The organism is Bacillus sp. BB51/4 (assembly GCF_008368845.1).
GTDB classification, from domain to species: domain Bacteria; phylum Bacillota; class Bacilli; order Bacillales; family Bacillaceae_G; genus Bacillus_A; species Bacillus_A wiedmannii.
In genome coordinates this window covers 1-14,831 of the sequence record NZ_QOSC01000029.1, presented here as the reverse complement: position 1 = coordinate 14,831, position 14,831 = coordinate 1, and the positions used below count along the sequence as shown (strand labels likewise).

The 14,831-nt window shown below is 33.1% G+C and carries 18 protein-coding genes and 2 pseudogenes; 1 reads left to right on the top strand and 19 read right to left on the bottom strand.

The window, feature by feature from the left end; all coding sequences use genetic code 11:
- Positions 1-151 precede the first annotated feature (151 nt).
- The 4 genes from DN392_RS28340 to DN392_RS28325 form a co-directional block, all read right to left on the bottom strand.
- Entirely contained in the window at positions 152-1,192 is a 1,041-nt protein-coding gene (locus DN392_RS28340) for a sensor histidine kinase (RefSeq protein ID WP_002114627.1), read from the bottom strand.
- Positions 1,193-1,319: 127 nt separating this feature from the next.
- Entirely contained in the window at positions 1,320-2,009 is a 690-nt protein-coding gene (locus DN392_RS28335) for a response regulator transcription factor (protein WP_070138712.1), read from the bottom strand.
- A 459-nt stretch (positions 2,010-2,468) separates the two neighbouring features.
- Positions 2,469-2,753 carry an ArsR/SmtB family transcription factor gene (locus DN392_RS28330; RefSeq protein ID WP_000186505.1) on the bottom strand — a complete coding sequence of 95 codons (285 nt, stop codon included), beginning with the start codon at positions 2,751-2,753 and terminating at the stop codon, positions 2,469-2,471.
- 159 nt (positions 2,754-2,912) lie between these two features.
- The gene (locus DN392_RS28325; protein WP_223272487.1) at positions 2,913-3,500 is read right to left on the bottom strand and encodes a thermonuclease family protein; all 588 of its coding nucleotides are present in this window, start codon (positions 3,498-3,500) and stop codon (positions 2,913-2,915) included.
- A 271-nt stretch (positions 3,501-3,771) separates the two neighbouring features.
- On the opposite strand from DN392_RS28325, the pseudogene DN392_RS31035 reads away from it, so the two are divergent.
- Positions 3,772-3,918 (top strand): annotated as a pseudogene (locus tag DN392_RS31035) (IS6 family transposase); the annotation flags it as partial.
- A 68-nt stretch (positions 3,919-3,986) separates the two neighbouring features.
- On the opposite strand, the gene DN392_RS28315 reads toward DN392_RS31035, so the two are convergent.
- From DN392_RS28315 to DN392_RS28255, 15 genes and pseudogenes are all read right to left on the bottom strand, one after another.
- Positions 3,987-4,709, bottom strand: a complete 723-nt coding sequence (locus DN392_RS28315; protein ID WP_116349219.1) for a type 1 glutamine amidotransferase — start codon at positions 4,707-4,709, stop codon at positions 3,987-3,989.
- A gap of 164 nt (positions 4,710-4,873) precedes the next feature.
- Positions 4,874-6,202 (bottom strand): MurT ligase domain-containing protein, encoded by a 1,329-nt coding sequence (locus tag DN392_RS28310; RefSeq protein ID WP_088031395.1) that lies wholly within the window; start codon positions 6,200-6,202, stop codon positions 4,874-4,876.
- Between the two features lie 390 nt (positions 6,203-6,592).
- Positions 6,593-7,570, bottom strand: coding sequence for an anti sigma factor C-terminal domain-containing protein (locus DN392_RS28305; protein WP_088031396.1), 978 nt, complete (start codon positions 7,568-7,570; stop codon positions 6,593-6,595).
- Positions 7,554-8,066, bottom strand: a complete 513-nt coding sequence (locus DN392_RS28300) for an RNA polymerase sigma factor (RefSeq protein WP_088031397.1) — start codon at positions 8,064-8,066, stop codon at positions 7,554-7,556. The genes DN392_RS28305 and DN392_RS28300 overlap by 17 nt, the downstream gene beginning before the upstream one ends.
- A gap of 369 nt (positions 8,067-8,435) precedes the next feature.
- Entirely contained in the window at positions 8,436-8,729 is a 294-nt protein-coding gene (locus DN392_RS28295) for an ArsR/SmtB family transcription factor (protein WP_088031398.1), read from the bottom strand.
- Positions 8,730-9,035: 306 nt separating this feature from the next.
- Positions 9,036-9,743 carry a response regulator gene (locus tag DN392_RS28290; RefSeq protein WP_116349220.1) on the bottom strand — a complete coding sequence of 236 codons (708 nt, stop codon included), beginning with the start codon at positions 9,741-9,743 and terminating at the stop codon, positions 9,036-9,038.
- A gap of 2 nt (positions 9,744-9,745) precedes the next feature.
- Positions 9,746-11,344: a sensor histidine kinase gene (locus DN392_RS28285; protein WP_116349221.1), complete on the bottom strand. Its 1,599-nt coding sequence runs from the start codon at positions 11,342-11,344 to the stop codon at positions 9,746-9,748.
- A 7-nt stretch (positions 11,345-11,351) separates the two neighbouring features.
- Positions 11,352-11,432, bottom strand: a pseudogene (locus DN392_RS28280) (helix-turn-helix domain-containing protein); the annotation flags it as partial.
- 164 nt (positions 11,433-11,596) lie between these two features.
- Positions 11,597-12,286 (bottom strand): response regulator transcription factor, encoded by a 690-nt coding sequence (locus DN392_RS28275; RefSeq protein WP_116349222.1) that lies wholly within the window; start codon positions 12,284-12,286, stop codon positions 11,597-11,599.
- A 198-nt stretch (positions 12,287-12,484) separates the two neighbouring features.
- A complete protein-coding gene (locus DN392_RS28270; RefSeq protein ID WP_016103622.1) occupies positions 12,485-12,733 on the bottom strand; it encodes a hypothetical protein in 249 nt (82 codons plus the stop codon).
- A gap of 114 nt (positions 12,734-12,847) precedes the next feature.
- A complete protein-coding gene (locus DN392_RS28265) occupies positions 12,848-12,946 on the bottom strand; it encodes a hypothetical protein (protein ID WP_252188803.1) in 99 nt (32 codons plus the stop codon).
- A gap of 81 nt (positions 12,947-13,027) precedes the next feature.
- Positions 13,028-13,309, bottom strand: a complete 282-nt coding sequence (locus DN392_RS28260) for a hypothetical protein (RefSeq protein ID WP_116349223.1) — start codon at positions 13,307-13,309, stop codon at positions 13,028-13,030.
- Positions 13,310-13,453: 144 nt separating this feature from the next.
- Positions 13,454-13,585, bottom strand: coding sequence for a hypothetical protein (locus tag DN392_RS31030; RefSeq protein WP_002162339.1), 132 nt, complete (start codon positions 13,583-13,585; stop codon positions 13,454-13,456).
- Positions 13,586-13,615: 30 nt separating this feature from the next.
- Positions 13,616-13,771: a hypothetical protein gene (locus DN392_RS30590; protein WP_176280914.1), complete on the bottom strand. Its 156-nt coding sequence runs from the start codon at positions 13,769-13,771 to the stop codon at positions 13,616-13,618.
- A gap of 490 nt (positions 13,772-14,261) precedes the next feature.
- Entirely contained in the window at positions 14,262-14,678 is a 417-nt protein-coding gene (locus DN392_RS28255; RefSeq protein WP_116349224.1) for a hypothetical protein, read from the bottom strand.
- Between the last annotated feature and the right edge of the window lie 153 nt (positions 14,679-14,831).

The following is a 14,831-nucleotide window of genomic DNA, read 5'->3' as shown; positions in this document are numbered from 1 at the left end:
TTAATTAACTGTACAACGAAACTTCCCACTTGATTGGATAGTGTCATTTTACAGCAACCGATGTTAAATCCCTGTTAAGAAAATGCAAATATACACAAAAAAATACAGAGCTTTAAAATATGAGGGTCATCCTCTATTCAAAGCTCTGTATTTACATTTTGCTTGATTTCATTTTATTTAGCGTTACCGTAAAGCAAGTACCACCTGTTTCGTTGTCACTTACAGTAATAGTGCCTTTATGCTTTTTAACGATGGTTTCTACAATCGAAAGCCCCAAGCCTGCTCCGCCCATTTCACGGGAACGAGATTTATCAACACGATAAAATGGTTCAAAAATATTTTTCTTATCGATTTCAGAAATGCCTATACCTGTATCCTTTACAGTGATTAAAATCTTTTCAGCAGATCTACCCGATACTCCAATAGTGACGCTTCCACCATTCACATTATATTTTATACCGTTTTCAACAAGGTTATAAAACGCACGGTAAAGTAAATCTATATTCCCATGAATAACGCTGTTATCACCATTCAAAGACAATTGGACATTCTTTTCTTTAGCAATACCAGAAAGCTCGAAGATAATATCTTCAAATAAGTCTTCCGTAGTAATATTATTCTGTTGGATTATTTCATCCATATTGCTCATATCTAAAAGATTACCTACCAAACCTCTTAATCTGCTTGTCTGTTTTTCAATAACCGTAATAAGTGTGTGATACTCCGCCCTTGTGTGTTCATTTTTCTTTTTAAACACATCCACCTTTGTTTGCAAAACCGTAAGGGGGGTTCTAAGCTCATGTGCTGCACTTGCTGAAAACCGTTGTTGCATTTCAAAAGCAGCGTTTAGCTGATCAGTCATATTATTAAAGGACCCTGTAAGTTCCGCTATTTCATCTTTAGTAGGTGGTACGTCCAATGCCCTGGAAAGATTATGGGCATTGATGCTTTTGACTTGTTCGTTTAGATGCTTAAGTGGTTTCAAAGCCTTTCCAGATAAATAATATGTTAAGCCTCCACCAGCCAAAATGATAATCATTGCATATAGGATACTTTCCATACGGAAATTTACTTCTGCGTAATTTACATCTTGGTTCATATCCAATGGTGGGTATCCGTTGATTCCTTCTGCACCAACGATTCCCTCCTCAACAATAGTTTCTTCCTCACCAACGGTTTTAGCAGGTGTCATTTGAGTAGCCTCAATGGTTTCTGCCATTCTATTGGCAGAGAAATTGAGAATAAATGTAAGTCCAATGCAGCATACTGCCAAAAGTACAGAAATAATTAAAGTGAGTCGCCAACGGAGCGATAGTTTTTTAATCATCATTTTTATCACCTTTTTGAGTAATAAAATACCCTTGGCCAATTCTTGTTTCAATCGGATCATAATTTAGAATTTCTTTCAACTTTTTCCTTAATGTTGCAATGTGGACACGAATAGCACCGCTAAAGCTATCTGCATTTTGATCCCAAATATGTTCAATCATTTCTTCTTGGCTTATGACTCTGTCTTTATTGAGTAAAAAATATTCAAGTAAAGCAAATTCTTTTTTTGTAAGGGAAAGTTTCTCATTACATACAAAAGCAATGCGCTTTGATAAATCTATGTTGATATCTCCACAGGAAACAAGACTGCTTTCCTGGATAAATCTCCTCCTTAACAATCCTCGAATTCTCGCTTCCAATTCTGCAAAATCAAAAGGTTTTGCAAGATAATCATTCGCTCCAAAGTCCAAACCTTTTACTTTATCGTTCACACTATTTCTTGCACTTAATATCAGTACCTTTAGTTCTGGCTTTTCATCTCTTATTTTTTCTAGGACCTCCAACCCATCCATTTTAGGTAGATTAAGATCCAGAACAACCAAATCATAATTTTCTATATATAAAAGTTCATACGCATCTTCGCCGTTATCACAGGTCTCCACCACATATCCATCTATTTCAAGCCCCTCTTTAATGGAGTGCTGTAAATCAAGTTCATCTTCCACAATGAGAATTCTCATTTTTAAAATCACCTCGTTTTTTAGTATACGCAAGCCAATGTTAAATCTTTGTTAAGATTCATGGCTTTACCTGCTCCTTTTTTATTAAAAAACTAATTCCTTATAACTCTTACACTTCCTAATTTTAATAGATTTCTATTTAACTTAATCCATTAACAATTACTCCCACTCCATTAATACAATTCAATGAGTTTTTCATAATAAGTATCTACTGCTCTTTTCCTCATAGAATATGTTTTCAAATTTAGTTTTGTAAAATGATTAAATTTGAAAACAAATACCCATCCAAGTTCAAATTTCGAAACAATACCTATAAATTTATTTTTATATGGTACTGTATATTTGTATCCTGTTGCTTCAGTCTGATAATAGTGTACGGGGAAAAACTTTATTATTTTACCCCGTATACTACAACCACATCCTCGAACGAATCTAAGTTCCAACGTATCGTAGATTCAACTAGTAATTAACAGAATTATTATCTAGTAATAATTCCACAATTGCATTTACTTGTTTATTAGGAGCACTATAGTAAACTTCTAATCCTCTTCTAACATTCATAATTAATTTTTGAGATTTCATTTTCGATAAATGTTGGGAAACAGTAGATTGAGGGATACCCAGAATATCTACAAGTTGATTTACATTACATGTTCCTCTTGTAATTAATTCTTTCAAAATTGTAATACGCATTGGATGAGCTAATGTTTTTAAAATTTCTGCATTTTCTACATAATTAGTCACGTTCTACATCCCCTTGTTAATTAGTTTTAATTAAACTCTATTAAAAGTCTGGTAAGTGAAGTTTTATTTTCCTGCTTTTACAGAGATTATGCTGCAGCATTTTTTCGATTTAATTTATATTTTGATTCGTCAACATAACCCGGTATGCTCCAGACGCCCTTATTCTCTTTTTTTTACTTGCATTTCTACTTCCTTTAATTCATCTAAAAATGTTGTATTTGGCTTTTTCACATAAGAAATAATTCCAAGACCTTCTTTAATGATTTCTTCTTGGACTAACTTTCCGTCACAAATTATGTAACCTAAGTACCGTCCAAAATGATCTTTTTTATCACCTTTACCGAATACAATTTCAACATTTTTTCCTTCTAATAATGATTTAGCGAAATTAGAGGCTTTTCTACCATATGCTTGTACTGGGTAGTTTGGCTTAACCGACTCAACGGTGTCTAGTAGGAGAGCTCTGACCTTTATTTGACGTTCACTTTTATCTACAATATTTGATTTAGATAAGGAGTCTTTATCCAGGATCACTACATATGTATCTCCATCTGATACTTTTTTGACTTTCCCTTTCACACTTTCTAATTCATTCGTTTCTATCTTCTTTTGATAATCTGATAGTATACGGCTTAATGCGTTTTCTTTAGATTTAGAAGGGGTTTCAATCTTATTCTTTACCATTTGATCTTGTGTGCTTTCAACGCTACTAGGGGCACGGTAGGAATTCGCTCTTTTTTGAGACACTCGCAAAAAATCCAAGGCAAATCCAATCATGTTGTTGAGTTTGCTTTGAGAAGTCAGCTCATTTTTTCGTTTTGGGATTGATCTGTTTTCTTAATTTGATCGCGATGGGATCGAGCCCCTTCATGCACTTTACAAACAAAACGAAGTCTTTCGCAAGACTCCGTTTTTGCTTGCTTAACAGGAATTACAACCATTAATAGGGATTGCTTAAACCCTATTAATGGTTGTATCGACTTATTTTATATTTTTTTAACTTTGCAACAGAACCCTTGGATTTCAGCCTTTCCAAACCGCGTCAACAACGTTTTTTGGTATTGAAACTATGCATATGATCAAGAAGGGACAAACTCTTCAAGGGGAGAAGTCTGTTCGAAATCACATACAACTTATCAATACGCTCTTCGGTCTCATTGCATAACAGTGGATTCCTAACAGCATCTGTCGCTCTCTTTTCAAATTCGATTATATTTGCACTTGAACCTTATCTTACCTCTTATCCCATGAGACATCGGATGCTATCTTTTCAAAAGTACATTCTAACGGCTCTAATTCTGTAATTCCATATTTTCTATTTAGTGCTTGCAATATTAACCAGTTTGCCACATGAATATTACTACTTAAAAATGGCCCATGTAAATACGTACCTATCAGATTTTTATACAGAAGGCCTTCCTTTTTTTCTGTTACATTATTTCCATATCCCTGCAGCACTTGGCCGAGACATTCAAAAGAATGGAATGTTTGGCCACTATGGTTTTCAAAACCCGTTATTTTTCCGAATTTTTCAGATTGTACTCTTACATTCCCTACTAATCGATTCATTGAGCCTGTGTTCTTACATGATGTATAAAATGGTAATACTCCTAGGCCTTGTATGATATCACTGTTTGCAGTTTCATAATAATCCCCTAGTAGTTGATATCCTCCACAAATACAAAGTGCTGCTAAACCATCCTCTATTCCTGCTTTCAATTCTTTTCGGATTGAAAGCAATTGTTCTTGAACTATTTGTTGTTCACTGTCACTCCCTCCCCCAATAAAGATTAGATCAGCCTGAGATACAGGATAATCTTTTACTTGATCCACATAATGAATATCTGCTTCTATTCCTCTCCATTCTAATTGCTTTTGTAGAATGGTTACATTCCCACGATCGCCATATAAATTAAGAGTATTGGGAAAGTAATGATAGATAATCAATTTTTTCATAGTACCTCCAGATGTTTAAAACGTAATCGGGACTTATTATAAATTCTAAGGGAAGTACCCAATTTATATCGTTATTTTTAGTGTCAACTCTCTATTCTGTGTATTTACAATCTATATACGCTCAATTAAGTTATTAAACTAAATGTATATAGATACCATCTTATTTATGAAGGGGACAGCGTTCCTTTCGTGCTTAAAAATTGCCGGGCAGTATTTAAGCCTGTATAATTACTAATTACGGATGTTTCATTCCCTGCCTCAATGCTATTCTCTATGGCAGCAGAAATATTTGGGATAACTTTTATCCTATTCACAGAAACCCCCGCATATTTTAAACGCACTGCAAGGTCATAGGCACGTGTTCCTGCACAAATTATATGGTTTACATTGGAGTTTGCTAATAGTTCATAATCTACATCCCAAATCCAAGAGATATCTTTCCCATCAGCAAGCAAGTCATTTAAAATAAAAACATATTGTGTTATGTCTTTATTTTGTATGCAATAATCTACCGTACAGTTCATCCCTTGTGGATTTTTAGCTAAGTTTAGATGGTATATATTTTGCGCAATGAGAAACTGTTGCATACGTCCATTGCTAGGGTGATATTCTCTTAATCCTTTGTGAATTTGTTCATAACTAAAACCTAAAAATTCTCCAATTTTTATAGCCGTTAGCATATTATATGCATTGTATTCACCCTTCAAATTGGAAGTATAGGATTGATTTTGTACAGTAATCGTTAGGTTGTTTTGTGATTGAATTGAAGTAACCTCCAAATCTAATACGGGACTACTCATGGAGCATGAACAATAATACTTACCAAGGTGTCCATAGTGAGTGTATATATATTTCAATAGACGGCCACAACAACAATAGACGGAATCTCTAATATTACTTTTATGAAAATCCCCTACATTTTTCTTTAAACCAAAATACATGGTTTTATTCTTTTCTTTAGTAAAATGTCTACTATATGGATCATCACCATTTAATAGCAAGTAAGAATCTCTAGAATGAATAGCGGTTTGTACTTTTGAAATCAGCGTGTTGATTTCTCCATAACGATCCAGCTGATCTCGAAAGATATTTGTTACAACGATCAATTGAGGCTGTATTTGTTTCAAAACTTCAGTCATTGTCAATTCATCGACTTCGAGAACTGCTATTTTCACCCCTTGTATTTTCCCTCGTATATTACATTTTTTCATAAAAGCGGAAGTAATTCCCTCTAATAAGTTAGATCCTTCTGTATTACTAATATATTCACTTTTATTGGACTTAAAAATGGAGGAAACTAAATTACAAGTTGTTGTTTTTCCATTTGTACCAGTAACCAAAACCACAGTTTCCACCTGTGCTGCTAATTTTTGTAATGCATTCTTATATAAATAATTTGTAATTTTCCCTGGAATGTTAGATCCATTAAAACCAAATTTTTTACTACTATATCCTGCTAACTTTCCAACTATCAATCCTATATAAAATAACAATATTAATCTCCGTCCTTACTTGTCTCCTACTAATTATTTAAAAAGACACTATTTAGATTATTAAAACGTTCTATCAAATTTCCAGTGTTATAAGTTTCTTTTACATCTCAAGTGAGCCAAAGTTCCTGTTCTCTGATAGAGCAGTTCCTATATCATATAATCTTGGGTTCTGGTGCAAAAGCTTCAAACTAAACGAAAATGGTCTATCAAAGAAGAACAAGTTGATTTACAGAGTCGGTCTGTCCAAAATCAGAATATCTTCATCAAGAAACTACTCGCATTAACTGTTTAACAGAAGATGCCATTAGGAACCTCCTATCCTTTTTTACAATGTATTATAGTTCTCGCACCAGAACCTTTCATTCTACTTCCGAAATACAAACCTAATCATTAATATTTGTCTATTGTGGCCCCGAGAGAAGAAGATTTAATAAATTCTTTATTTTGATATTTCTTTAATTCATCAGGAGTACCAGTTACTACTGCTCCAATAATCTTCACCTTTTCTGGGTTTAATGTAGGAGTATCCTTTTTTAATTTTGTTAATATTTCTTTTGCTTTATCAGCATATTCTCCATAAAACTCCGGGGATTTTAATGTATCTATAAAAAATTCAGGAGATTGCCAGTCGTTTTGTGAATTATACGGATAACCATATATATTTCCACGATTAAAAGATCCTCCTTCTTCTTTAAGCTCCTGCTGATTGATACTATGTATCTCTTCATCTGATTCTGTGTCTATCCAAAGCCATTCTGTATTTTGTTTATCTAAAAGTTTTTGAACCTCACTAATTGAATACGGGCGATCAAAAGATAGCGCATATTCAACATATTTATTTGATCCTATGTCATCAAGTAAATTCAAATCATTAGGAACTTGCTTATATTGAACTTTCGGATGATAAAATATAAGCTCTCTTTGTCCATTCTGACTGTTATACATTTCCCAGCCTTTTCTTTTTTCGTTATAATGATTTATCCAATTAGAAGGTCCTTTTTCTGAACGAATAAGATTATAATGTCCTGTTGACGATTCCCAAGGTATGATACGCTCTCCTATTTTTTTCGAATACGTGTGAGTTGCGTCAACGGAAAAAGAATTCCAATTATAAAATGATGCATTTTGCTCAATATTAGGTTCAGTAATAGATAACCATACTCCTGTAGCATTCTCTTCCTTTGTCAGACGCTCAGATAACCAATAATTGTTCCCTATAGTCAGTCCACTATATAATGCAATTAGTACACTTCCCGTAATAACTACATTTTTTATAATCGCTTTTCTTCTACCTTTATGCATTGTTTTTTCGAATTCCTTATCATCTAAAAAAAGTTCAGATTGATTCTCATCATTCTTTATGTTCATGTTGTTCCCTCCTATATATATTAATAAAATGTTGTTTAGCTCGAAATACCGTTGTTTTAACAGTTCCAGTAGTAACTTCAAATAAAATGGATATATCTTCATACCGTAATCCTACTACATATTTTAGAATTAAAAATTCTCTATACCTTTTAGGAAGCAAATCTAATGTTTTTTGTATTTCACCACTCTGTTCTTCCTGTAATAGACAATCCTCAGGTAAATCAGGTTCAAGATTTTCTAAGATACATAATTCAATTAAAAACTTATCTTTTCTTTTTTCCCTTCTCAAAATATCATAACTTCTGTTTATAGCTACTCTAAACAGCCAACTTTTTACTTTTTCAGCGGGAATACCTTCTAAGTTTTGAATATATTTTAAAGCTGTTTCTTGTACAATATCTTCTGCATCCTCTCTAGATATTCCAAGTTTTAATAAATAGTTAAAAATAAAAGCTAGGTACTGCTTTAATCGTTTTTGAAAAACATCATCTCGCATCTTTTCCCTCCTACTATATTTATAACGATTAACTTTCAATTTGGTTGACAGGTTAATCAAATTTTTTTACATAATTTTAATTGTTAATTAAAACGCGAAAAGCTCCCTTATATCTTTGAACCAAACCCCGAATAGCGAACGCTAAAAAAAGTGGTTCTGGTACAAAAACTTTGGAGTATATGAAAATGGTCCATCAAACTTGGACATTCTGATAGTACTACTCTATAAAATGTGTGTGATTAGTATGGAAAAGGAGAATATATTTAAGTGGAAACATTATCAACCAGCTGTTTGGATTAACTGCTTAACCGGTGATTTCGTTAAGAATCCTTGATTCTTTTTTATTTATCATCTTTTTGCACCAGAACCCTAATTTTTACTTACAATTAATATTTTCAAATCCAATAATATTTCAACAATGGAATTAATAGTTTTGTTTTGAGCACTATAGTAAACCTCTAATCCTTTTCTATCACTCATAATTAATTTTTGAGATTTCATCTTTGATAAATGCTGTGAAACAGTAGATTGTGGGATACCAAGAATATCGACAATTTGATTTACATTACATGCCCCTCTTGTAATTAATTCTTTTAAAATTTTAATTCGTACTGGATGAGCTAATGCTTTTAAAACTTCTGCGTTTTTTTCATAATTCAACAAACTAAACATCTCCTTGTGAACAGATATATTTTTATTATATTAATAATTTAATAAATGAAATTTAAATATTCTCCTTTTGCAGAATTTATGCTGCAGCATCTTTTCGATTTAACTTATGTTATATTTCGTCAATATAACCCGGTATGCTCCAGACACCCTTATTCTCTTTTTTTGCTTGCATTTCTACTTCCTTTAATTCATCTGAACAATAATATTAAAATGATTTCAATAGTAAAAATAGTATTTGTAAGTTTTATAACTACTTTTGTAATTTAAAAAAAATATAAGCGACTTATAATAAGTCGCTTATACGTAAAAACCTATTTTATTTTGGTCAATACATCTCAATTTACTCACAGGTCTTCCCACATGTTGATACATCATTTCATTCTCTAATACTCCGATTTCAGTCAAAAACATTACATACTTTCGAATAGAAACTCTCGAAACCCCTACTAATTGCGCCATTTCATCTGTTGTAAATGCTTGTCCATGAAGCGATTCGATTTTCTGCCAAATGAGTTGCAACGTTTGCTTTGTTAATCCTTTTGGAAGTTCTTTAGTAACAAGGGACTCTCTTTTTTCTTTTTGTAAAATTAGTGAATCTAGTTCCGATTGACTAATTTTTTGTTGTTCTTTCATGAAAGTAAGTTTTTCTCGATATACAGTTAAAGCCTCTTTAAAGCGTTCAAATGTAAATGGTTTAATTAAATAATCTACTACGCCATATTGTAATGCTTTTTTGATACTTCCCATATCATGTACAGCTGAAATCATCATAATATCAATTTCTTTCTCTTGATTGCGAATATACATTAAAAGCTCAAATCCAGTCTCTTCAGGCATAAAAATATCAAGTAATACTAAATCTACTCGTGATCTCTCTAATACTTCTATCGCCCCTTTTACTGATTTAGCTGCATGAATAAGTTCAAACCCTCCCACTTGCTCTAAGTAATGCGTATTTAACATCGCTACCATCGGATCATCTTCTACAATTAAAACTTTAATCATCTTTATCTCTCATCCCTACTATTAGGTATTTCAATTGTTATCGTTGTTCCCTCTCCTACCAATGAATGAATATGAATTTCGCCATTTATTCGCTGTATGCTTTCCTTTACAAGATGCAAACCATACCCCCGATTATCACCCTTTGTGGAATAACCTTTTATAAATAATGCATCAATTTCATTTTCTTGTATGCCTTTCCCTGTATCTTGTACTGTAATGATTAATGTATCCCCATATTGTATTCCAACTTCAACCTGCTTCTTTTCACAATTCATCACTGCGTCTAATGCATTATTAATCAAATTTCCGACAATCGTAATAAGTTCATGAATGATCCTCTCATCATATATGTCTGGTAAGTCCGAACCTTCACTTATAATTAACGTTATATTTTTCTCTCTAGCATAACTAAGCTTACCTAGTAAAAAACCAGCAAATACCGGACTTTTAATTCTTTTCATAACCCCACCAATTTCATATTGATGCTCTGACACCATACTACTTACATATTTCTGCAATTCTTCATACTGTTTCATATGTGTAAGTCCTAATACAACATGCATTTTATTCATAAATTCATGGGACTGTGCCCGTAATGCTTCCGCATATAGCCTGATACCGGTTAGTTCCTCTGCTAATTTTCTAATCTCTGTTTTATCACGAAATGTTGCAATCACGCCAACTATTTCTCCTTTTACGTATAAAGGAACACGGTTTGTAACAATCGTAATCCCATAAATATTTTGTTCTTCGTTTAATTGTACCTCTCCTGTTTGCAACACTTCTTTTATACGTGAATTCGGCGTATACAATTCAACATCTTTACCGATAAAATCTTCTGTAAGTCCAATTTTCTTAAGTATTCGTTTTGCCTCATTATTAATTAAAGTTACTCTCGCCTCTGTATCTATAGCAACAATACCTTCTTTTACAGATTGTAGCATCGTATTTCTTTCTTCTAAAAATTTCGCTATCCTATGTGGCTCAAGACCAAATAAAACTTTCTTTATATGTCTAGCTAGCAATATCGCTCCTATAATTCCAACTAATATTCCAACACCAACACCGATATAAATGATATGTCTACTTTCTTTCACTCTCTCTTTCACATTATCAGCTGAAATGCCAACAGCGACCGCACCAAGTTGCTCACCTGTGTCAGCAAAAATAGGTACGAATACTCGCATAGAATTCCCTAAAGTTCCTTCTGCTAACGATACGCGTTCCTTTCCTTTCAATACAGTTCCTTCATCCCCTCCAACGAAATGATGACCTATTTTTTGAGGGTTTGGATGAGATTTTCGTATTCCATCCATATCCATAACTACAATAAATTGAACATCTGTACTCTTTAATAGCTTATTGGTATACACCTGAATTAAGGAGGTATCTACCTTCCCCGACAATCCATCAATTACAATAGAATCATTCGCCACAATACGTGCAATCGTTTTTGCCTTCTCTGCTTGGCTATCTTTCGTTGCCCGTTCAACATTATGGCTAATTAAAATGTCTGTTACGAGTAAAGAAAAAATTACTACTGTACACACTAATAATGTAATTGTTTTCCACAAATCCAATAGTTTTTTCCTTTTTTTCATCTCTCTAGCAACCAATCGTTTTAGCAATTACTATTTCTGGTTTCTTATTTGGGTAGATACGAAATTTATATGCTTTATTTACTAACATAAGTTGCACCTCGATTTGTTATAGGATATCTACAGTATACAAAAAAACGTAGGCTTACGCCTATTGGCATTCATCTCCCACCTACCGTTGGGCTAACGCCCTTCACACGCTTGAGGAAGGAGTATTCTGTCAGGAAACGATAAAGTACAAACTAATTTTCCGCCTCATCGTTTGCCTTCTTTCCATTTGTACCCTTTCCCTCGTACCGTAAGGAGAAACTGAGGCTCAGAAGGACTAGGTTCGATCTTCTGACGAAGACGACTGATATTCACATCTATTACTTTTGTGTTACCTACACAACTTATACCCCATATTTTATTTAAGAGTTCATCACGTGAAATTGGTTTTATGGAATTTTCCATTAAATATCGTAAAATAATATGCTCTGTTGGAGTTAAATCAATTACTATCTCATCCCTATATAATTCTCCTTGCAGAAGATTTAATTGAAATGGTCCCGAATGAATCCATTTCATATCCATTTTATTTTCTCTTACTCTTCTTAGCAATGATTGTACACGTGCTACTAATTCAATTATACTAAATGGTTTTTTAATATAATCATCTGCTCCAATTGTCAAACCGTGTACCTGATCTTTCTCTTGAACACGTGCCGTTAATATAATAATACCAATCTTTTCATTGCTTTTTCGTATTCTTTGGCATACCCGAAAACCATCTATTCCTGGTAACATAACATCAAGTATTACAATATCAACATTATGATTTTCTAAAAGTTCAAGAGCTTTTTCACCTGTATCGGTTTCTAAAACATTGAAACCAGCACGCTTCATATTAAATGTAATAAAATTACGAATCGTTATTTCGTCTTCTAATACTAAAATTGTTGTCATACTCACCGCTCCTTTACTCTTGTTGATAATCGGCTATGGGTTTGATATAAGATTTAAGCTTCTGGTAGTTTGATTTTTTTGAAATTGCATATACATGAGCTCTTGTTTTCCATATGTATCAACTCCTATTTAGTCACTTTATAAGAATAACGTGGGGATAATAAAGATTCTTAAGTTGATGGACATGGGGCGGTATCCCTAGTTTATCAGTCTTATATTAAGTAAGTGATAGGACTTTTTCGCCTTTAATCTCATTCTCCCGCCAACCGCACCACCAAACAATTTATTACGTAAAAACGAAATGTTTTCCATCGTTTGTTCTATAATTTCCGCGTTTTTATATACACTTCGAAACGCTTTGACTAGATATTCCAAGTTCTCTTCTGGTCCGCCTAAATAAAATCGAACCTTTTGACTCTTTCCTTCTACATCTTCCGGCTGATACATAAGTAACCGATACCAATCGCATCCCTTTCACAACTGCTTTAGTGGATTTCTCTAGTTCTTTTTCAAACTTATTAGATGCCACAGTCTCACTTCCTTTGCATCAACTATGAAGAATTACTCGCTCCTTTTTAATTTTTTTAGATGCTTTTCTAGTTCTGAAGGCTCTAATTCATAGAGTTGTCTTCTTCCATCCTTGTAAAATCCGCAATCGATCAGCTGACTAATGATACGCTGTTTTTTTCTTTCTACATGATAAGTATGTTGTTCTAGCTTTTTGGGGTCTTTTGCATACCTTCAAGAAATCAATTCTTGTGTTGCCATTTCTACAAACTGAATATCAGACTCTACAAGGTAACGAATATATGCCGTTTTCGCTTTCATATATTCATCTTCATTTTTCCATCTATGATGGCTGCCGTCACAAAGTACAAAAAAGGAAACGTTTCTCAACTGACTTACCAATTTATTCGTTTTACCCTTTGGATTAAATGTTTCTTTCGCTTTTTTATGTGCCTGTAACACTTTGTCTTTCGAACATCCGCCTACAAGTAAATAATGTGGAATGATTAAACTCATTTTGTTATCTCACCTCTCTATTGCTCTCATACACAATCCAGAAAGGATAAGAACAAAGAGCAGGCGTCGATGCTTTACACGCTAACATGATTTGAAAAGCATGATAAGAAGGATGATCCTTTTCCAAATGGCTAGTGATATATTCTAAAAAGCCGTCCTTCTTCTCACCCACGTTAATCCAGCGCCTTCATGAAGCGCTTGTTTTGTCATTTCTATTGCGAGTTCCTGTGCCTGCTTTTTCGTTTGAATATCAGCAATTCCATTCGAAACAATCATTTCTTTCACCCTTTCGTAGTTTTGTAGTTTTCATATAACTAAATACAATACAACTAACCAAAATGGTATTACCATTAGAAATCCATTTCTAATCCCTTTTGCAATAGCCAATGGATCATCATTACAGTATGGCATTTCCTTTTCTTCAACCCGCTGCAACATCTTTTTTTGAGGTGAAAGGCTCATATTGAATCTCCTTTCCTTTCAATCTGTTTTCATTTTCCATAACAAACTACCACCAAAACAGCTTATACAATAAATCATAATAAATTTTATGCAAATTTCTATAATTGCATCCATCATTCCCCATTATCCTCTCCCAAAGCCTGTAATACACAAGCTATGATCAGCAAAGAAAGAATTAATAATAAACTCCCTATATCTCGGCATTTCCCAAACACCGACATCCTCTCCTCGCAATTAACATTTATTTCAGAAAAACCCCACGGTAAGAAAAGTCAGACAAGAAAAGAGCCAGATTTTACCCTGTTAAGAGTAAATCGGCTCTTTAATATTCAAAGGACGTAAGGAATGTAAACTTGTTGAATGTAATCCCTCAAACTTTTATTCTCCTAAGAAATTGATATCTTTCCAACCTAAAGGCGAATATCGTACGCTAGGGAATTTTTCATTTAAACGTAACTCTTTTATTCTATTTTTCATAGAAATCTTCTAATTAAAGAAAACTATTATAATATTTTTTAGCTAATGTATTCGTAATTAGACAGCATATCATAATGAGAAATAGCCCAGTATTAATTGGAATTATTATCCATTTTGAAAGAAACATCATAAGAATAATCATAACCATAAGAATACTTATGGTAATATGTGCAGCTTTTCCATCTATTAAATCAACCCTTTCATCATATTCCTTTGATAGTTCTCTTTCTAACTGTTTACCATTAGTTTTATGTTTAGTTTGAGAAACTAAAGCAAAAATTAAAAACAATACTCCCGTAAGTATCTTTAAATTCCCCAAATAAAACCCTTCAGTAAGCACAGCTGCAGTATGATCATAAATTATTTCAAAAAAACCCATTGCAATAATTGCAAACGAACATAAATAAAGCTCTTTCAATCTATTTTTCAAACAAATCACTCCTAACACAGCCATATATTCAAAGTTTATTTAAAAGTATATTTTAATAAATATCTTCTTTTTTACATCCTTCATTAGTTAGTGAATAATACATACTATCCTCGAAAGATATTAATATAATCTCAATCCAATATCAATTCTTTT

Bases quoted from the DNA above. Each gene is read 5' to 3' on its own strand.
- DN392_RS28340 (WP_002114627.1), bottom strand. From the start codon at position 1,192: ATGACACCTGCTAAAACCGTTGGTGAGGAAGAAACTATTGTTGAGGAG.
- DN392_RS28335 (WP_070138712.1), bottom strand. From the start codon at position 2,009: ATGAGAATTCTCATTGTGGAAGATGAACTTGATTTACAGCACTCCATT.
- DN392_RS28315 (WP_116349219.1), bottom strand. From the start codon at position 4,709: ATGAAAAAATTGATTATCTATCATTACTTTCCCAATACTCTTAATTTA.
- DN392_RS28305 (WP_088031396.1), bottom strand. From the start codon at position 7,570: ATGAACATAAAGAATGATGAGAATCAATCTGAACTTTTTTTAGATGAT.
- DN392_RS28300 (WP_088031397.1), bottom strand. From the start codon at position 8,066: ATGCGAGATGATGTTTTTCAAAAACGATTAAAGCAGTACCTAGCTTTT.
- DN392_RS28290 (WP_116349220.1), bottom strand. From the start codon at position 9,743: ATGATTAAAGTTTTAATTGTAGAAGATGATCCGATGGTAGCGATGTTA.
- DN392_RS28285 (WP_116349221.1), bottom strand. From the start codon at position 11,344: ATGAAAAAAAGGAAAAAACTATTGGATTTGTGGAAAACAATTACATTA.
- DN392_RS28275 (WP_116349222.1), bottom strand. From the start codon at position 12,286: ATGACAACAATTTTAGTATTAGAAGACGAAATAACGATTCGTAATTTT.
- DN392_RS28270 (WP_016103622.1), bottom strand. From the start codon at position 12,733: ATGTATCAGCCGGAAGATGTAGAAGGAAAGAGTCAAAAGGTTCGATTT.
- DN392_RS28260 (WP_116349223.1), bottom strand. From the start codon at position 13,309: ATGAGTTTAATCATTCCACATTATTTACTTGTAGGCGGATGTTCGAAA.
- DN392_RS31030 (WP_002162339.1), bottom strand. From the start codon at position 13,585: ATGATTGTTTCGAATGGAATTGCTGATATTCAAACGAAAAAGCAGGCA.
- DN392_RS30590 (WP_176280914.1), bottom strand. From the start codon at position 13,771: ATGAGCCTTTCACCTCAAAAAAAGATGTTGCAGCGGGTTGAAGAAAAG.